At 58.9% G+C, this 21,442-nt stretch carries 7 protein-coding genes; 4 read left to right on the forward strand and 3 right to left on the reverse strand.

The window, feature by feature from the left end; all coding sequences use genetic code 11:
* Positions 1–83: 83 nt before the first annotated feature.
* The 3 genes from ACW9IR_RS20085 to ACW9IR_RS20095 form a co-directional block, all read right to left on the reverse strand.
* Entirely contained in the window at positions 84–1,445 is a 1,362-nt protein-coding gene (locus ACW9IR_RS20085) for an HlyD family type I secretion periplasmic adaptor subunit (protein ID WP_095119047.1), read from the reverse strand.
* 10 nt (positions 1,446–1,455) lie between these two features.
* Positions 1,456–3,615, reverse strand: coding sequence for a type I secretion system permease/ATPase (locus tag ACW9IR_RS20090; protein WP_457464838.1), 2,160 nt, complete (start codon positions 3,613–3,615; stop codon positions 1,456–1,458).
* A gap of 157 nt (positions 3,616–3,772) precedes the next feature.
* A complete protein-coding gene (locus tag ACW9IR_RS20095; protein ID WP_150649757.1) occupies positions 3,773–5,131 on the reverse strand; it encodes a TolC family outer membrane protein in 1,359 nt (452 codons plus the stop codon).
* 532 nt (positions 5,132–5,663) lie between these two features.
* Here ACW9IR_RS20095 and ACW9IR_RS20100 point away from each other — a divergent pair.
* From ACW9IR_RS20100 to ACW9IR_RS20115, 4 genes are all read left to right on the forward strand, one after another.
* On the forward strand, positions 5,664–14,267 hold the full coding sequence (locus tag ACW9IR_RS20100; protein ID WP_457464840.1) for a retention module-containing protein: 8,604 nt from the start codon (positions 5,664–5,666) through the stop codon (positions 14,265–14,267).
* Positions 14,268–14,732: 465 nt separating this feature from the next.
* The gene (locus ACW9IR_RS20105; protein ID WP_457464842.1) at positions 14,733–16,769 is read left to right on the forward strand and encodes a hypothetical protein; all 2,037 of its coding nucleotides are present in this window, start codon (positions 14,733–14,735) and stop codon (positions 16,767–16,769) included.
* A gap of 130 nt (positions 16,770–16,899) precedes the next feature.
* Positions 16,900–18,831, forward strand: coding sequence for a hypothetical protein (locus tag ACW9IR_RS20110; protein WP_457464844.1), 1,932 nt, complete (start codon positions 16,900–16,902; stop codon positions 18,829–18,831).
* Positions 18,832–19,056: 225 nt separating this feature from the next.
* A complete protein-coding gene (locus ACW9IR_RS20115; protein WP_457464846.1) occupies positions 19,057–21,345 on the forward strand; it encodes an autotransporter outer membrane beta-barrel domain-containing protein in 2,289 nt (762 codons plus the stop codon).
* Positions 21,346–21,442: the final 97 nt, after the last annotated feature.

The raw sequence follows: 21,442 nt of genomic DNA on the forward strand, positions 1-21,442 counted from the left end.
CCCACAGGGGAACGCATTCCAAAATGTGGGAGCGAGCTTGCTCGCGAAGGCGCCAGATCAATTACCGCAAATCTCAACAAAGGCTAACGTTCGCGCATCGCCTCGGTCCGGGCCTTGAGCACGGGTTTCAGCAAGTAATCCAGCACACTTTTCTCCCCGGTAATAATGTCCACCGTCGCTACCATCCCCGGGATGATCAACAACGGTTTCACATCCCCGCCCAAATGGTTTTTATCGGTGCGCACCTGAATCAGATAGAAACTGTTGCCCTTGTCATCGGTAATCGTGTCGGCACCGATCAACTCAAGCTTGGCACTCAGCCCACCATAAATCGTGTAGTCGTAGGCACTGAACTTGACCATGGCTTTCTGGCCCGGATGCAGGAACGCAACATCCTGCGGCCGCACCTTGGCCTCAATCAGCAAGTTGTCTTCCAACGGCACGATTTCAACCATGTCGCTGCCCGGTTGCACCACGCCGCCGATGGTGTTGACCTTCAATTGTTTGATCACTCCGTGCACCGGGGAGGTCACCGTAGTGCGGGTGACGCGGTCGTCGATGGCGATGCTGGTCGCGGTGATTTTCGACAGGTCGGTGCGTTTCTCATTCAGCTCTTTGGCCGCTTCCGAGCGGAAGGTTTGCTCCGACTCGTCGATCTTGCTGCGGATCTCGGCAATCGCCGATTCGGCGCGGGGAATCGCCAAAGTGGTGGCGTTCAGCGAGCCACGAATTTCCACGGCGCTGCGTTTCAGTCGGAGGATTTCCACGGGTGACACCGCGCCGGTTTTCACCAGCGGTTCGGACATGTTCATCTCTTGCTGCAGCAGCGCCAGACTCGAGCTGAACTGACCTTGCTTGGAGCGAAACTCGGCGAGTTCCTGAGTCTTCTGCCGCAGTTGTTCGCTGAGCGTGCGCTGCTCGCTGGCCAGCCGGCGCTGACGTTGTTCGTACAGCGAGCGCTCGTCTTCGGCGACTTGCGGCGCTTTGGCGATGACTTCATCGGAGAGCTTGAACGGCCGGCCCTCGGCCTCCGCCGACAGCCGTTCGACCTGCGCCGTCAACGCATAGCGATCCGCCTCACTCTCACCCTTGTTCGAGCGGAAGCGCGTGTCATCCAGACGCAGCAAGGTATCGCCCTTGTTCACCATCTGCCCTTCACGAAAGAAAATCTCGGTGACGATGCCGCCCTCAAGGTTCTGGATCACCTGAATCTTGCTCGACGGAATCGCCTTGCCTTCGCCCATGGTCACTTCTTCGAGCACGGCGAACTTGGCCCAGACCACCGCGCTGATCAGCAGCGCCGCCGCCAGCCACACGGTGATCCGCGACCAGCGCGGCGAATCCTGCAAGGAAGCGCCGGCGGTTTCCGGCATGAATTCGGCTTCGGCGCTTTTGCCGAAACTGTCGAAGTAGCCGCGCTCTTTGCTATCGGAGGAAGCAGACATGGGGTAACTCCTAGACCGCTGCCGAGCCGACACGGCCCTTGCGCAGTGCATCGATGACCGCTTCTTTCGGACCGTCGGCGACGACCCGGCCGTTGTCCAGCACCAGCAACCGGTCCACCAGGCTCAGCATCGAGGTGCGATGGGTGACCAGCAGCAGCGTCTTGCCCTGCACCCAGCTGTGCAGCTTCTGCCGCAGCAAGTCCTCGCTGCTGTTGTCCATGGCGCTGGTCGGTTCGTCGAGCAGCATGATCGGCGGATCGAGCAATAGGGATCGAGCGAGCAACACCGCTTGACGTTGGCCGCCGGAGAGCAATTGCCCGCGCTCGCCCACCGGCCGATCGAAGCCTTGCGGATGCTGACGAGCGAGTTCGGTAACGCCGGTCAGTTCGGCCACTTCGAGCATGCGTGAATCGCTGATGTAGCGCGCGCCGAGGGTGAGGTTGTCGCGCAAACTGCCGGCCAGCAGCGGCAGATCGTGGGCGACATAACCGATCTGCTGGCGCAGGTCGGCGACATCGAGCTGGCGCAGGTCGAGGCCGTCGAGCAACAGCTGGCCTTCTTCGGGTTCATAAAAACCCATGACCAATCGCGCCAACGTGCTTTTGCCCGAACCGCTGCGGCCGATGATGCCGACCCGCTCACCGGGTTTCAGGCTGAAACTGACATTGCTCAGCGCCGGGGCATTCTGGCCGTTGTAATGAAAGGTCACGCCGCTGACGTCCAGCGCACCTTGCAGTTGCGTGCGTTCCAGCGGCCGCTGTTTGCCGTCGCGTTCCTGCGGCAGAGCCATCAGTGCATCGGTGCTTTTCATGGTCAGTTGCGCTTGCTGATAGCGGGTGATCAGCCCGGCAATCTGCCCCAGCGGTGCGAGCACGCGGCTGCCGAGCATGTAACTGGCGACCAGCGCACCGACGCTGAGGTTGCCGGCGATGATGCTGTAGACCCCGGCGACAATGGTCGCCATCCCCGAGAACTGTTGAATGAACAACGTGCCGTTGGTGGCCAGCGCCGAAAGATTGCGCGCGTGGCTGTCGAGGCGGGTGAGGGCGCCGTGGGTGCTTTCCCATTTGTGCTGGCGCTCGCTTTCGGCGCTGCAGGCCTTGAGGGTCTCCAGGCCGCCGAGGGTTTCGATCAGCACCGCTTGGCGTTCAGCGCCGAGGCTCAGGCTCTTTTGCACGGTGTCACGCAGACGTACCTGAATGATCATCGCGAAGATAATGGTGATCGGAAACGCCAGCAGCGGAATCACCACCAGCCAACCGCCGAGCAGGCCGATCACCACCAGCATCAGCACCACGAAGGGCAGGTCGATCAGGCTGGTCAACGTCACCGCCGTGAGGAATTCGCGCAGGCCCTGAAAGTCATGAATGCTCTGGGCGAAACCGCCGATGGTCGCCGGCCGTGCCTTCATCGACATGCCGGTGATGCGTTCAAATAAAGTCGCGGAAAGGATCACATCGGTTTTCTTGCCAGCGGTATCCAGCAGGTGCGCGCGGACCACCCGCAACACCAGCTCGAAACCGGTGCCTATCAGCAAGCCGATCGACAGCACCCATAAGGTCGAGGTGGCCTGATTGGGCACCACGCGGTCATAGGTTTGCATGACGAACAGCGGCACCATCAGGCCTAGCAAGTTGATCAGGAAACTGGCGAGGATCGCATCGCTGTAGAGCCATTTCGACAGCTTCAGGGTGTCGCGAAACCACGCATGCACCCGTGGCACCAGCGGTGAACGGAGGTCTTCGAGTTCGTGGCGCGGACGGGCGAACAAGGCTTGGCCACTGTAGTGCTCGCTGAGTTCTTCGCGGCTGATCCATTGCTCGCCGCCATCGGCTTCGCTGGGCAGGATCAGCGCTTTGCCGTCGTCGCCGAAGCGCCGTAAAACAGCAGTGCGACCGTCGTTGAGCAGCAGCAGAATCGGCAGGTTGAGCGGCGAGATGTCTTTCAGCTCGCGGCGCAGAATCCGTGCCTGCAACCCAGCTCGGGCGGCAGCGCGGGGCAGCAGGTCGAGGCTCAGTCGTTGTTTGTTGAGGGGCAGTCCGGCACTCAGGCTGGCGCGACTGACCGTCGCGCCATGCAGTTTGCAGAGGATCAACAGACCGTCGAGTAACGGATCATCGAAGCTCAGCCGCGGATCGATCCCGGTGTGGCCGGGTTCCATGCTGGTCATATTGATCGCCTCTGTTGAACGGGCACGGGAATCCACACATTGATCGTTCCCACGTTCCGCGTGGGAATGCAGCCCGGGACGCTCCGCGTCCCAAAGCGGACGCAGAGCGTCCATTGAGGCATTCCCACGCAGAGCGTGGGAACGATCAACAGGGGACTTATTTCAGTTCCGGCAGGCGCGCTTCGTTTTTCACTTCGGTCGCGGCGATCGCATCGGCCGGCAGCACCACCCGTTGCTTGCTCAACAACTGGCCCATGTTTGCCAGCACGCGGTACATCGAATATTCCTCGGTGTAGCGGATTTCGGTGTAGCGACGGTTGGCGTTGTAGAGCTCATTTTCACTGTCGAGCAAATCGAGCAAAGTCCGTTGGCCGAGGCCGAACTGATCCTGATACGCGGCGCGTACGCGTTTGGTGGTTTCCGCGTATTCGCGGGCGGTCGGGGTCTGTTTCTTTGCGTTTTCCATGGCGTTCCACGCCAAGCGGATGTTCTCGTTGAGCTGGCGCAGGGCGTTGTTGCGGATGTCCATGGCCTGATTGATCTGGTGCGCATCGGAGGCCAGGCGCGCCTTGTCGCTGCCACCACGGAACAGGTTGTAGTTCATCACCACGCCCACCCGCCATTCGTTGTCGTGGCCTTCATCGCCTTGCACGTTGTTGTTCGCGCCGACGGCGGCTTCGGCATCGAAGCGCGGGTAGAACGGCGATTTGGCGACTTCGTACTGGCTCTCGGCCGATTGCACGTCAGCCTGGGCGGACTTCAGATATGGGTTGTTGTCGACCATGCTCTGTTGGGCTTCACGCAATTCGGTCGGCAGTTCGCCACGGGTCGAGGCCGGGGTTTCCAGCTCATCGGGCATGCGCCCGACCACGCTGTAGAAGTTTGATTCGGCATCGGCCAGGTCGACTTCGGCGGTGTCGAGGTTGTTCTGCGCCAAGGCCTTACGCGCGACCGATTGATCCGAGTCAGCGGTACTGCCGACGCCACGCTCGGTGCGCAGGCCGATCTGATCGTTGACGCGCAAGTGCGCCTGCAGGTTGTTCTTGGCCAGTGTCACCAGTTCGCGACGCTTGAGCACTTCGAGGTAGACCTCGATGGTGCGCAGGGCCAGATCCTGGGCGGTACCTTGCGCGTAATACGCACGCGAATTGGACACGCCTTTGGTGCGCTCGACTTCGTTGGCGGTGTTGAAACCGTCGAACAGCATCTGCCGCAGACGCAGCTCGGACTGGGTGTAATTGAGGATTTCGGTGTGGTGATTACCGAAGGCCCGAGTGTTGGTGTTGTCGCTGTAGCCACGGCCATACGCGGCGTTCAAATCGACGGACGGATAAAAGCCGCCCTTGGCCACTTTGACTTGTTCATCAGCCGACAGGCGGGCGTCCACGCGCGAGGCCAGTTCCGGGTGAGTGGCGATGGTGCTTTGAATCGCCTCGGTGAGGTTCATGGCCTGGGCTTGAGAAGTGCAAGCCATGGCCAGCAAAACCGCGCTGCAGAGGGGGGTTAGAACGCGCATGGGTGCATCTCCCTGAGTCCTGATGGTGTGTTACTGTCGCCAAATATTTGACGATATTTTTAGGTGTATGCGTTTCACTCTTGTAACAACAGAGCTAAGAACATCCTGAAGCGTAGCTAAGAAAAAATTTTCATAAGGCTTATGCCGAAAAAAACTTATGCGCTTTGTAAAAACCGGCACATTGTTCAGCACGAAAGCCTTTGTTTTATGCGCTTTAGGGAGCGCAAAAAGGCTTGAGGAAAGTTCCACTCACTTTGCGACATACGGCGAAGTACTGCTGAAGGGGAGGGACGCGTAGCGGCTGAGGGGTGACAGATTTTTGTCACTCGAGTGATTCATCAGCGTTACGTAGCGTTAGTGGGCGTATGGCTTTGATCAGGATGTGGAAGTGCTTGATAGCACTGATGTTTCCGAAAGAGGCCGCCTGCAAAACGAACTGTTGAAGGTGCGAGCGTCACCTCCGACAACCCGATTGAGCCATGGGCTGCTTCGCTTACCAGTGCCGACGGTGGTCGGCAGCGGAGGATTTCACATGGCAACGCTCATCGGCACAGTCACTAAAGTCATTGGCCAGGTTTTCGCCCAGTCAGCCGACGGTACCAAACGCGCACTGGTTGAGGGGGATCGCCTGTTTGCCGGCGATCAACTGATCACCGGCGCAGAAGGCGCCGTCGCCGTTCATCTGCAAAACGGCCAGGAACTGACCCTCGGACGCGGCAGCAGCATGACCATGACCGGTGAACTGCTGGCGGGTCAGGCGGCGCATGTCAATGCCGCGGAGGCCGTGACCCCGAGCGACGCGCAATTGACCGACGTCGAGCAGATCCAGAAAGCCATCGCCGCCGGTGACGACCCGAGCAAAACCGCTGAAGCCACCGCGGCCGGTCCGAATGCGCCGGGCGGCGCACCGGGCGAGGCGGGCGGCGGCCACAGTTTTGTCCTGCTGACGGAGGTCGGCGGACGCGTCGATCCGATCATCGGTTTCCCCACCGCCGGGTTCGGCGGTATTCCTGAATTCCCTGAAGAACGCCACAATGCGGTGATCGACAACGGCGATGACACCCCGGCTGTGGTGGTGCCGCCACCGGTGAACAATCCGGTGACCCTCACCGGTCTGAATGTGGCGGGCGGTGAACTCAACGTCAATGAAGCCAATCTGCCTGACGGCTCGTCGGCCAACCCCGGTGCACTGACGCAAAGCGGCAGTTTCACCGTGTCGGCACCGGACGGTCTGACCAGCCTGAGCATCGGCGGCATCAACGTTATCGTTGGCGGTGTGCCGATCGGCTTCCCGCAATCGATCACCTCGCAGCTGGGCAACACCCTGACCATCACCGGCTACAACCCGGCGACTGGCGTTGTCAGCTACAGCTACACCCTCAACGGCAACGAAACTCATGCAGCCGGCGACGGCGTGAACAATCTCAGCGAACAGTTCACCGTGATTGCCGGCGACAGCAATGGCGACACCGCGACCGGCACGCTCGACGTCAACATCACCGACGATGTGCCAAAAGCCTTTGATGACAACAATGGCACGGCGTCTGAAACGCAGCTGACACTGACCGGCAATGTGTTGACCAACGATGTGCAAGGGGCTGATCGCGTACCCACCGGGCCCGTCACCCCAGGCACTTTCACCGGCACTTACGGCACTTTGGTGCTGAACGCCAACGGCACTTACACCTACACGCTGAACACCAACGATGCCGACTTCAAAAACCTCCATGGAGGCGGCAACGGTACCGAGACCTTCGCCTACACGATCACTGATTCGGACGGTGATACCAGCACTGCCAACCTCGTCCTGCAGATCCACAACAATGACGATCCGGTGGTCATCAACGGCTTGAACGTCGAAGGCGGGGAGCTGACGGTCTACGAGAAAAATCTCGGCGACGGCAGTGCGCCGGATTCCACCGCGCTGACGCAGAACGGTACGTTCACCATCACCGCACTCGATGGTGTCACCACGCTGACCATCGGCGGCATTGCCGTCGTCACCAACGGCGTGGCCGCAGGTTTCCCGCAATCGATTACTACACCGCTCGGCAGCACGCTGACCATCACCGGGTTCAACGCCACCACGGGCGTGGTCAGCTACAGCTACACCCTGGTCGACAACGAAGCGCATCCCACCGCCAACGGCGCGAACAATCTGCCAGAGCAATTCGCCGTCACCGTGGTCGACGATAACGGCACCACTGCCAACGGCACGCTCGACGTGAACATCACCGACGACGTACCCAAAGCCTTTGATGACAGCAATGGCACGGCGTCTGAAACGCAACTGACACTGACCGGCAACGTGCTGACCAACGACGTGCAAGGTGCCGATCGCGTACCAACAGGACCCGTTACGGCCGGCACCTTCACCGGGACTTACGGCACGCTGGTCCTCAACGCCAACGGCACGTATACCTACACGCTGAACACCAACGACGCCGACTTCAAAAACCTCCATGGCGGCGGCAATGGCACAGAAACCTTCGCCTACACCATCACCGATTCCGACGGTGATACCAGCACCGCCAACCTTGTCCTGCAGATCCACAACAACGACGATCCGGTGATCATCAACGGCCTCGACGTGAATGGCGGTGAACTCACCGTCAACGAAAAAAACCTCAGCGACGGCAGTGCACCGGATTCCACCGCGTTGACCCAAAGCGGCACTTTCACCATCACCGCACTCGATGGCGTCACCACGCTGACCGTCGGCGGCATCGCTGTCGTCACCAATGGCGTGGCGGCAGGTTTTCCACAATCGGTCACCACGCCGCTGGGCAGCACACTGACCATCACCGGTTTCAACGCCACCACCGGCGTGGTCAGCTACAGCTACACCCTCGTCGACAACGAAGCGCATCCAACCGCCAATGGCGCGAACAATCTGCCTGAGCAGTTCGCCGTCACCGTGGTCGATGATAATGGCACCACCGCTAACGGCACCCTCGATGTGAACATCGTCGACGACTTGCCGAAAGCCGTGGATGACAGCAACGCCGGTACCGCGTCGGAAACCCTGCTGACGCTGACCGGCAACGTCCTGACCAACGACGTGCAAGGTGCCGATCGCGTACCAACAGGACCCGTTACGGCCGGCACCTTCACCGGGACTTACGGCACCTTGGTGCTCAACGCCAACGGCACCTACACCTTCACGCTGAACACCAACGACGCCGACTTTAAAAACCTGCACGGCGGCGGTAATGGCACAGAAACCTTCGCCTACACGATTACCGATTCCGACGGTGACACCAGCACCGCCAACCTTGTCCTGCAGATCCACAACAACGACGATCCGGTGATCATCAACGGCCTCGACGTCAACGGCGGCGAACTCAGCGTTTACGAGAAAAATCTCAGCGACGGCAGTGCACCGGATTCCACTGCGCTGACCCAGAGCGGCACGTTCACCATCACTGCACTCGATGGCGTCACCACGCTGACTGTCGGTGGCATCGCCGTCGTGACCAACGGTGTGGCCGCAGGTTTCCCACAATCGGTCACCACACCGCTGGGCAGCACACTGACCATCACCGGTTTCAACGCCGCCACCGGGGTGGTCAGCTACAGCTACACCCTGATCGACAACGAAGCGCATCCAACCGCCAATGGCGCGAACAACCTGCCTGAGCAGTTCGCCGTTACCGTGGTCGATGACAACGGCACCACTGCCAATGCCACCCTCGACATCAATATCGTCGACGATCTGCCGAAAGCCGTGGATGACAGCAACGCCGGTACCGCGTCGGAAACCCTGCTGACGCTGACCGGCAACGTCCTGACCAACGATGTGCAAGGTGCCGACCGCGTACCGACCGGGCCCGTCACTCCGGGCACTTTCACCGGCACTTACGGCACCTTGGTGCTCAACGCCAACGGCACGTATACCTACACGCTGAACACCAATGACGCCGACTTCAAAAACCTCCACGGTGGCGGCAACGGCACGGAAACCTTCGCCTACACCATCACCGATTCCGATGGCGATACCAGCACCGCGAATCTAGTGCTGAACATCCACAACAATGACGATCAGGTCTACCTCAACGGCCTCGACGTCAACGGTGGCGAGCTCACCGTCTACGAGAAAAACCTCAGCGACGGCACCAGCCCAAACACCCCGGCGCTGACCCAAAGCGGCACCTTCACCGTCACCGCCCTCGACGGTTTGCAAACCCTGACCGTGGGCGGCATCAACGTGGTCACCGGTGGCGTGGCCGCAGGCTTCCCGCAATCGATCGTCACGCCACTCGGCAGCACGTTGACCATCACCGGTTACAATCCGGCGACCGGTGTTGTGAGCTACAGCTACACCCTGGTCGACAACGAAACCCACCCGAACGCCAACGGCGCCAACAGCATCACCGAAAACTTCAACGTCGTGGCGACGGACACCGATGGCAGCACGGCCAACGGCCAGATCAACGTCAACATCGTCGATGATTTGCCCAGCGCCCATCCTGATGCCGCATCGGTGGCGGAAGGCGGCACGGTCAGTGGCAATGTCCTGAACAATGACATCGGCGGCGCCGACGGCCCGGCCGTAACCGGTGCGGTGGTCGGCGTGCGCGCCGGCGCCGACACTTCGACCTCGGCCATCGGTGGCCTCAACAGCAACATCAACGGCACCTACGGCTACCTGACCCTGGACGCCAACGGCAACGCCGTCTACCACAGCAATCCCAACGTCGTGAACGGCCCGGGCGCGGTGGATGTGTTCACCTACACCGTGCGCGATTCCGACGGTGATGAAAGCACCACCACCATCACCATCGATGTCGCCAACAGCAAGCTGTGCGCGACCAGCGACACCGACGTCACCGTCTTCGAGAAAGCCCTCGATCTGACCAAGGACGGCGCGGATCTGGCCGCCGGCACGGTCACTGGCAGCGACCCGACCAACACCGGCGAAACCGCGTCCGGCACCTTGGTCGGTTCGGTCACCGGTGCGGTCGGTGCAATCAGTTATGCCTTGGTCGGCAGCGCCACCGGCAACTACGGGCAAATCGTCCTCAACCCCAACGGCACGTACACCTACACGCTGACCTCGCCGGCAAGCACCACGCCACATGCTGACGACGGCGCCAACAGCCTGACCGAAACCTTTACCTATCAGGCCACCGATTCGCTGGGCAATATCGTCACCAGCACCATCGTCGTGAACATCGTCGATGACGTGCCGAAAGCCGTGAACGACAGCAACGCCAACAACGCTTCGGAAACGCAACTGACCCTGACTGGCAACGTACTGAGCAACGATGTGCAAGGCGCCGATGTGGTCGCGACCGGACCGAATGCCGGGCCGATCACCGCCGGCACCTTCACCGGTACTTACGGCACGCTGGTGCTCAACGCCAACGGCACGTACACCTACACGCTGAACCCCAACGATGCCGACTTCAAAAACCTGCACGGCGGCGGTAACGGCACCGAGACGTTCAGCTACACCCTGACCGATGCCGACGGCGACACCAGCACCGCCAACCTGGTGCTGAACATCCACAACAACGACGATCCGGTGCTGCTCAACGGCCTCGACGTCAATGGTGGCGAACTCAGCGTCTACGAGAAAAACCTCAGCGACGGCACCAGCCCCGACACCCCGGCGCTGACCCAGAGCGGCACCTTCACCGTCACTGCGCTCGATGGCCTGCAAACCCTTACTGTGGGCGGCATCGCCGTGGTCACCAACGGTGTTGCCGCAGGATTCCCGCAATCGGTCGTCTCGCCGCTGGGCAGCACCTTCACCGTCACCGGTTACAACCCCGCGACCGGTGTGGTCAGTTACAGCTACACCCTGGTCGATAACGAAACCCATCCGAACGCCAACGGTGCCAACAGCCTCACCGAGAACTTCACCGTCGTGGCCACGGACACGGATGGCAGCACCGCCAACGGCCAGATCAACGTCAACATCATCGATGACCTGCCGACCGCCAAACCCGACACCGGCTCGGTGGCCGAGGGCGGTACGGTCAATGTCAGCGTGCTGGGCAATGACATCAGCGGTGCCGATGGCGCGGCCACAGTGATCGGCGTGCGCGCCGGCAGCAACACCGGCACTTCGGCCATCGGCGGCCTCAACAGCAACATCAATGGCAACTTCGGTTACCTGACCCTCGATGCGGCGGGCAATGCCGTTTACCACAGCAACCCGAACTCGGTGAGCCCACCGGGCGCCACCGATACCTTCACCTATACCATCCGCGACAGCGACGGCGATGAAAGCACCACGACCATCACCATCAACGTCGCCGACAGCAAACTGGTAGCCTCGGTCGATCAGGACGTGACGGTGTATGAAAAAGCCCTCGACCTGAGCAAGGACGGCGCGGATCTGGCCCCTGGTACGGTCACCGGCAGCGACCCGAGCAACACCGGTGAAACCGCGACCGGCACGCTGGTCGGCGCAGTCACTGGCGGTACGGGCGCGATCACCTACACCCTGGTCGGCAGCGCCACCGGCAGCTATGGGCAGATTCAGCTCAACGCCGACGGTACCTACACCTACACGCTGACCTCGGCACCGAAAACCTCGCCGGGCGCCAACGACGGGGCGAACACCCTCAGCGAAAGTTTCACCTACAAAGCCACCGATGCACTGGGCAACAGCACCACCAGTACCCTCGTGGTCAACATCGTCGATGACGTACCAAAAGCGGTGGCGTCGGATCGTTCGGTGGCGGCAGTGGAGATCGATTCCAACCTGCTTATCGTCCTCGACATCTCTGGCAGTATGGCCGACGCCTCGGGTGTGCCGGGCCTGTCGCGGCTGGACCTGGCCAAGCAGGCGATCAGCGCCTTGCTCGACAAGTACGACGACCTCGGCGATGTCAAAGTCCAGCTCGTTACCTTCAGCAGCAACGCCACTGACAGAACCTCGGTATGGGTCGATGTCGCGACCGCGAAAACCATTCTCGCCGGGCTGACGGCAGGCGGCGGCACCAACTACGACGCCGCTGTCGCGGTGATGCAAACCGCGTTCAACACCTCGGGCAAACTCACTGGGGCGCAGAACGTCGGTTACTTCTTCTCGGACGGCAAACCCAACGAAGGCGACATCAACGCCGCTGATGAAGCCGCGCTGAAAAACTTCCTCGATGCCAACAACATCAAGAACTACGCGATCGGCCTCGGCAGCGGCGTGAGCAACGCCAACCTCGACCCGCTGGCGTATGACGGCATCAGCCACACCAACACCAACGCGGTGGTGGTCACCGATCTCAATCAACTCAACTCGGTGCTGTCCGGCACCGTACAGGGCGCGCCGGTCACCGGTTCGTTGCTGGGCGAGGGCGGCACCTTCGGCGCCGACGGCGGTTTCATCAAATCCATCGTGATTGACGGCACCACTTACACCTACGATCCGAAAGCCCTCAGCGGCCAAGGCTCGTTGACGCCAAGCGGCGGCATCAACCACGGCACCTTCAACACCGTCAATAACACGCTGAGCATCGCCACCAATAACGGCGGCACACTGCTGATCAACCTCGACACCGGCGACTACACCTACACCTCGCAGAAAACCACCGCTGTGGTCATCACCGAGAACATCGGCTTCACCGTCAGCGACAACGACGGCGACCTCGCCAGTTCGACGCTGACCGTGAAAGTCATTCCCAACGCGCCGCCGGTGGCGGTTGACGATCACGTCATCACCAACGTGCTCTCTGGCAACATTGTGGTGCCGGGCGAGCTGTTGCTGGCCAATGACACCGATCCGAATGGCGACACGCTCAACGCCACGCCCACCAGTTTCAACACCGGCTGGATCTCGAAAGCGGCGGACTTCACCGGCACCGGCGCGATCAACTTCACCGGCACCAACGTCAACACCGCCGCCAACCAGAACCTGGCCAACGTGCGTAATTCGTTCAGTGCCAACGCCGCGACCATGACCGCCGTGCTGGTGGTCAGTGGCTATCTCGGTGCAGTGACCAACAGCAACGCCAACGATGAAGACCGCATCACCGTCAACCTGCGCCAGGGCGAAACCCTCAATCTGGATCACAACCTGGCGGCCGGTCACGTCACCATGGAGTACTCGATCAACGGTGGCGCCTACACAACCCTGGCGGACGGACAAACCCTCACCGCTTCAGCCGATGGCGTCTATCAGATCCACATCACCAACATCGCCAATCCCAGCGGCGGCGGTAACCCCAACGCAGCGGAAAACTATCAGCTGACCATGACCCTCAACTACGCCGGTGCCCACGACATCACTCCGGACTTCCACGGCAGCTACACCGCCAACGACAACCATGGCGGCAGCGACACCGCCAACGTCAGCATCAGCTATCAGGACGGCCACACCCTCACCGGCACCTCGGGGGATGACGTGCTGGTGGCGGGCAGCGGCGACAACATCATCAACGCCGGCGACGGCAACGATGTGCTCACCGCAGGCTCAGGCAACAACGAACTGCACGGCGGTGCCGGCAACGACTTGCTCTACAGCGGCCCGGGCAACGATTTGCTCGACGGCGGTACTGGCAGCGACACCGCCAGCTACGCCCACGCCACGGCCGGGGTCACGGTCAACCTCGGCCTGCTCGGTGCGCAAAACACCCTGGGCGCCGGCACCGATACGTTGACCGGCATCGAAAACCTCGTCGGCTCGAACTTCAATGACACCCTCACCGGCGATAACAATAACAACGTGATCAACGGTGGCCTCGGCAACGACATCCTCAACGGTGGCGGTGGCGACGACCTGCTGATTGGCGGCATGGGCAACAACACCATGACCGGCGGCGCAGGGGCCGATACCTTCCAGTGGCTCAAGGGCAACAGCGGCCACGACCTGATCACCGACTTCACCCCCGGCACCGACAAGCTCGACCTGTCGCAACTGCTGCAGGGCGAAAACGGCACCACAGCGTCACTGGATGACTACCTGCACTTCACTGTCAGCGGCAGCGGCGCCTCGGTGCTCACCAGCATTGATGTCAGCGCCATGGCCGGTGCTACGCCGAACCAGACGATTGATCTGGCCGGCGTCAATCTGGCCAGCCACTACGGCGTAACGCCGGGGGCGGGCGGGGTGGTGGCTGGCGGGCATGACACGGCGACGATCATCAGCGGGATGCTGAATGATCATTCGTTGAAGGTGGATACGGTGTAAGCGACGCCTGAAACGACAAAACCCGCCGTCCCGTTCAACCGGGGCGGCGGGTTTTTTCTGCCTGGAGGCAGGGCGTTGTTCTTTCGTCAGTCTTCGCGAGCAGGCTCGCTCCCATATTGGAGCGCGTTTAACTGTGGCAGCGAGCCTGTTCGCGAAAGCGCCAGATCTGACTCCGAAAAACTCAGCGGTTGATCACACCTGCATCAACCCGGCGGATTCTGGCGTAGCTGTAAGCGATGACGCTAGGTCGTGTAGCTCGATTTGTTGCCTGCACGTTTCTGATAAGCGCACATGTTTAAGCCCCCTGTGCATGAGCATTGATTCCGACGAACGGTAGCAATACCTGTAATTTCTGACAGTAGGCAGCACCCGCCATTGCGCATTAAATCGAACCCATGCAGCGGCGGTATCACCCTGTTGATACCCGCACACCAACGATTGGTTAATTGTCGCGGAGTGTCTTACATGCAGCCCCCGGAACACACACAAGACCCGCACAGTGCAAATTCGCAACCATCGGAAGTCACCGCTTTGCCGGTTCCGCGAGTGCCGGTCATTCTCAAAGACGAACTCGGTGAAGAAAGCCCCGACGGACTGTTGCCGCGTACGGAGTTGAACCGTGATCTGCAGTTGATTGTTCCTGAGTGGAACTTCACGACCGATCCTCTTCTCGGGCCCGATATTATCAAAGTGGGATTCCGCCTGTTTGGGAATGACTTTCGCGAAGTCAATGAATTTAAGTTTCCTATTCCCATCGCACCTGGGGACAAATACGTGTCAGTCCCCAGGGACTATATGGACAGTGGCATCTACGACCTGTCTTACATCCTGATCCAGGGGGGCAACCCTGCTGAGTCCGCAAAAAAACGTATTACCGTGGACACGGTGGCCCCGAACTATGGTCAGGAGCCCGTCTTGCTGGAAATGCTGGATGTCGTCGGCAGTATCACCGACGACTACTTGAAGGAGCATGGGCAGGTTCGTTTTAAAGTTTGCAGTTATCCGGGAATTAAAGCCCGGGACAGAGCGATTTATTTCTGGACCGATACGGATACACCTTCCGGCTCGGAAACAGATATTGGCGAACAGGAATTCAGTCAGGCAGACATTGACCGTGATGAACTGTTTATCACCGTGCGCGAACAGGATATTCGTGACCGGGGTGAGGGGCCCCGTTATATCTATTACCGTCTACGAGACTGGGCGGGTAATAAAGGCCCCATATCAGAACTGTTGGGGCTGTTTGTCGATCTGCTCCCGGGGCCCGGAAATCTCAAGCCGCCTCGCGTGCCGTTGTCGGACCGAGGGTTGATTGACCGCCAGCATGCCCGCGAAGGTGCGGTGGCTCAGGGAACCGTGACGGTAGAAATCGATCGTTATGACAATCCTGGTAGTGACAACGACATTCTGCTCGACTGGAATGGCACACCGCTGGCGCCGGTGCCGGTTGATCCTTCCCGCTTTCCCGTGGTCGTGCCAGTGCCTTGGTCAGCCCTGACAGCTAAGGGGCTGGGGCCCTTGACGGCGTCGGTGACTTACAAAGTGCGGCGTCCTTCAGGCACCACGCCATCCTCTCTGGAAACCAGGGTCCCGGTAGATTTGACCCTCGCCGGACAGGACCATGCCAATGCCCCGGCATTACTCAACCCGACTCTGGCAAAAGTAGAAATATACGGCGTCAATTCGAAAGTCCTCAACACGTTGACGTCTGATGATTTTGGCGAGCCTGCCGAGGGGGTTCTCGCGCTGTTTGATGCGCCACTCGCCGGGCAGACCATCAGCCTGTTTTGGGGGGCGATCACCACACCTGCAGCGCAATATATCGTTCAGCACGGTGATGTAGCCGGTAAGCGCGTGCCGTTCACCATTCCCTGGTCGATCATTGACCAGGATCGGGAGAACCCTGCATTACCGGTCTATTACACGACCAGCAACAACGTCAACCTGCAACAGGCTCTGACAACCTCAGTCAATGTATCGATTGTGGTGATCGAAAACCTGAAGGAGCCATCCTTTCCTCATGCGAGCAGGGACGGTGTTCTTGACTGTTGTGCATGCCCGCGACTCTGGAAAGGGGTCTGGGTAAAAATCGACGGGAATAACGCCTTCGACAAAGATGATGTTGTGACTCTGCATTGGCAAGGATGTGAAGGACGGAATGGCTCTGAACCTATTCCCGGAGTGACAGACAAGTTCCCCACGATATTGAGCGACGCGCAAGCGCGTGAAGGTTTTGAAGTGCATGTCGCGGACTTTGAACGTCTGATTGCCCCTATGGTGAATGATGGCTCTGCACTGTGTCATTACACACTTAAGAAAGCCAAGGGCGGAGTGGGTAGTTCAAAAGAGGAGTTCGTCATTATCAATAGAACCCTGCCCAGCAGTATTGTCTGTTCCGATAAGGAGGGCGAGGATCACTGCGGTTCGCCCTGCGAGCATTCCGGCTGGGGTGAAAAGTTTGCAGAGTATTCGTCTGCGAAGTTGCCAGGCTTATTGAAATAAGCAGTTCTTGAGTTCCACGTTTCTCGTGTCTGACTTGAGCAGTGTCTGTTAATTGCAAGAAGTTTAACCAGTGCCAAACGTATGCCTGCGTTGTTGCGTATGCGTGGGCGTCTTCTCCAGGAGCGATAAAATGACCGTTTATAAAAAACTCACCCCCGCACAGCAAAGTCGACTGGATTACCAGAAGATCCGCTTGGCAGCCCCGAAGATGGATGCATTTCCGCCTGAAATTCACCCCGATAATCTCTTGCTTCCTGATCAACCGGGTGATGGCAAGAATCAGGTTCATCGCTCAATACAGGGCTTGCCACTGAAAATAAATATTCCTCGGTTTTCAGAAGCAGGTGCTTCGCCCCCGGTGGCGGGGTTTATTGAATTGACGTGGAATGGCAGGAGGTTGCCGGGAACGCGTTTTACCTATACCACGCCAATTGACCCTGCCATTCTCCTAATCGAGATGACGCTGCCGGCCAACCTGACCGACAAAGAGGGAGAACATGAACTGAGCTATTACCTCAATCAAGGTGGGAACATCGCTACGGTGACACCCGTGCCGATTAATGTTGACAGCACCCCGCCACTGACGGAAACGGAGGTAATTGTTCCAGCTGAAGTAGACCGTGACGGTATCACTAAAAAATATCTGGACGATAATGGTCATGTGCTGATAAGGGTTCAGGAATATCAACTCCACATGCTGAATGATAAGGTTGAATGTTTTATCGGTCGTTCCTCCGCTTTGGCGACGTTGATTGGAACAGTTAATCGCACGGATCTGACTCTGCCTTTGGAATTTCGACTGACCGCCGCAATGCTGGACGATGAAGAGGGTGTAAGGGCTATTTATTGGAAAGTGACGGATCGCAAGGGAAATGTAAGCCTTGAGTCACCTTATAAACGATTGAACGTCACGCTGACAGATCCTCCAGCAGATTTGCAGCCGCTGGATATTCCCCTGTATATCGATAGCCTGATTGATCTGGCGGATGCTCAGGAGCCGGTAGGCGTCGGAATTAAAGATGAATATACCAACTTCCTTCCGGGTGATCAGTTGGAAGTCACCTGGGATGGCCTGTTACAGCCGGCGGTCACGATTCCCGGTTTTCCTTTTTATGTCGATGTCCCCTTCCGCAATGTCTTCAACAACAATGCCGGCCCGAAGACTGTTACAGCCAGTTATCAGATAAAACGCGGGGGTGCTGCCCATCCTCTTAATCCGGTCGAGCTGAACAATATCAGCGTGGATTTGCGCAAGCCAGGCACGCCAATAGATCCCGACAAGCCAGGCAACCCTAACCCCGATCTGCCAGAACTGTCAGTGCAGGGAGCCGCTGGAGGTACTCCCGATCAGTTGAGGGAGGGGGACAACGTGGGTCCGGTAGTTGTAACGGCTACGCTCTATACCGGGGCCAAGGAGAATGACCAGATACAGCTTTACTGGAAAGGTGAGCCGGTAAGCGAGGCAGACGGCGGGGTTGTAAAAATCGGTGCTACGCTTCCAGCCGACTTGCGATTTACTGTTCTATGGAGGGTTTTCGACGGCGCAGGCAATGGTAATCCGATCAAGACCCATTATGTAATCAGCCACGATGTAAACGATAACGTAGATGTTTCGCTCGCGACGGATGTTGATGTACTCATTCGTGACGGTGTCGTCCCAGTGGTGAGGTTCCAACACCTCGATGAAGACTTCGGCTTGCTGAATTGCCAGTCTTTGCGAACGGATAGCGTTGCCGGCACAGTAGTCGAAGTGTTGGTATCGGGGGGCGAGCCCCAATTGGAAGGTCAGGAGTTGACGTTCACTTATCAAGGTTACATTGACAACGGAAGCACGATTAAACCCGGTACTGAAGCCAAAGTTAAACACATACCAACTAGTCAGGAAGCAGCTGCCGGGTTCATTGTAAAGATTCCTTATGATCCGGCCGTACTGACTACGGAAAACGCTTGGGGAGGCATAATTTACTCGGCTGTAATTGACGGGCGCGACACAGCCTCCGTGGAACATGTGGTGAGGGTTTATATGAAAGATCCGGGGGGTGGCCCATGCCCGCTGCGTTGAGTAGGCGCTGAAGTTGCCAGGGAAGGTACTGTACGTACCTTCCCTTTTAAATGTTTAACAAGTAGCCGGTGAGAAGTGGTTACGAATTATTTTACGGACTTTTACCCTGCAAAAGTCAGAAAAATCCTACGTTGGTTGGGGTGTGGCAATCGGTATCGTACGACGCTGAATTATCTGGCGGGTAAACAAGTTTGCCGGAGTTAATTAAACGAAGGATAGTCAATCATGAAACCCGAAGTCTTTTCATTCTGCAGAGTCGCTTCCACCGGAAGCTTTCGAATGCTGGTAGCGATACCGGCATTTTTTATGTTGGGTTCTCCCGCGTTGGCGGTCATCGTCGATAACAGCACGCTGGATGTAGATTCGACAGTGCCGGCCACTGATTATCTGGTGCGCAATAACGGGGTACTGAATCTGACCCGGGCCAGTACTCAAAACCTCAACGTGGTTTCCGGATCGACATTGAACATCAATGGCGCCACGGTGAATGCTGAACCTGGCATTGAGGGGATTTCCATCTCGGACAGTCGAGGCACTCTTGTGCAGGCCAATGTCACCAGCGACTGGATAGGAATGATGGTCAATCGGTCTTTCTCCTCGACGCAGGGGTCGACTGTCACCGCGACTGACAGTCAATTCAGGGGGGGCGAAGCCGGGATACAGATAACCGCGTTGAGCCACCTGACACTGATCGGCAGTGAAGTCACGGGGCAGGCCGCGGGCAGTGTCGGCCTGAATATGATCGGCGGTGAGGTGCACGCTACTGACGGTACTCGTATCAGCGGCGACCGGGCGGGGGTACGGATGGTCAACGACTCGTCCGTTTCAGGCAGTAGCAATACGCTGGTACTGGACGGTGCCAGTGTTGAGGGGCGCAACGGGCCGGCCATAGAAGTTGCCCGTGGCGCAAACGTCAGCATCGAGGTGCTGAACAACTCCACTCTGCAGGGTAGCGCTGATCAATTACTGGTGGTTCAAGAGGCTTCGACCGCCGCTGTAACGGTTGGCAGCAGTACGTTGAATGGCAACTTTGCAGTGACGGGTTCCAGCACGGCTGATTTCATCTTCGACCGAGGCCATATGACCGGAGACGTGCTGGTTGAGGACGGCTCGACGGCCAGCGTCACCCTGCAGAACCAGTCGCAATTCACCGGCAGCCTGGACAAGGTCGCCGGCGTCAACATCAACGACAATTCAAACTGGACCCTGACCGGCGATGACTCTGTTGGCGCAATGCGCATGGAAGGAGGACGAGTTACTTTCGGCGCGGCGCAAGAGCCCGCGACCTACCATCGACTGACGATCGGTTCGCTCGCCGGTACCGGTACGTTTGAAATGAAAGGTGATTTTGCCAGTGGTGAGAGTGATTTCCTCAATGTTCTTGGTCAGTCAGAGGGGCAGTTCGATCTCGCTGTGAAGGCTTCGGGGCTGGATGCGTTGTCGCCGCAGCAATTGACGCTAGTGCGTACCGGCACCACCGACGGTGCGAATTTTGCGCTGGCCGGCGATCAGCGGGTGGATGTCGGGACCTGGTCTTATGGGTTGGCCAGTCGGGAAATCGAGGGGGGAGCGAAGGAGTGGTTTCTCGACCCGACCACCGAAGTCATCAGCCCCGGCGCGCGCTCGGTACTGGCCTTGTTCAACACCGCGCCGACCGTGTGGTACGGCGAGTTGTCGTCGTTGCGCAGCCGCATGGGAGAGCTGCGTTTCAATGGCGGACAGTCCGGTGGCTGGATCCGCACGTACGGCAACAAATACAACGTGGCCGACGGTTCGGGCGTGGGCTACCAGCAGACGCAGCAGGGCCTGTCCCTTGGCGCTGACGCCCGAGTGGGTGAAAGCCAGATACTGGTGGGCGTGCTGGCGGGCACCAGCGAGTCCGATCTGGACTTGAACCGTGGCACCTCGGGCACGGTGAAAAGTTACTACGTCGGCCCCTACGTGACCTGGCTCGACAGCGATAGCGGTTATTACTTCGACGGCGTGCTCAAGTTCAACCGCTTTCGCAACGAGTCCAAGGTCCGCCTGAGTGACGACAGCCGCACCAAAGGCGATTACGACAACTGGGGTATGGGCGGTTCGGCGGAATTCGGTCGTCATATAAAACTGGCAGACGGCTACTTCGTCGAGCCTTTCACGCAACTGTCGGCGGTGCAGATCCAGGGTAAACGCTACACGCTGAACAACGACATGCAGGCCGATGGCGATCGCATGCGCTCTCTGCTGGGCAAGGCCGGTGCCACGTTCGGGCGCAACTTCGGTTTCGGTAACGGCGCTGTCGCGCAGCCTTACGTGCGCGCGGCGATTGCTCATGAGTTCGCCTCGAACAACGAAGTGAAGGTCAACAACAACGTGTTCAACAATGACTTGTCGGGTTCCCGGGCGGAGTTTGGTGCGGGGGTGGCGGTGGCCATTTCGGAGAAGTCGCAGGTGCATATGGACCTGGACTATGCCAATGGGGAGCATATCGAACAGCCTTTCGGTGTGAATCTGGGATGGCGGTACAGCTTTTAACTACTGTCTCATGCAGGGAAAGTGTCTCGTAATCAGCGAGACACCTTTACGGCCGCTGTTCTATCGAGGAGCAGCGGCCTTGTCATTTCTGTTAATC

The organism is Pseudomonas sp. SDT291_1_S447 (genome assembly GCF_054070155.1).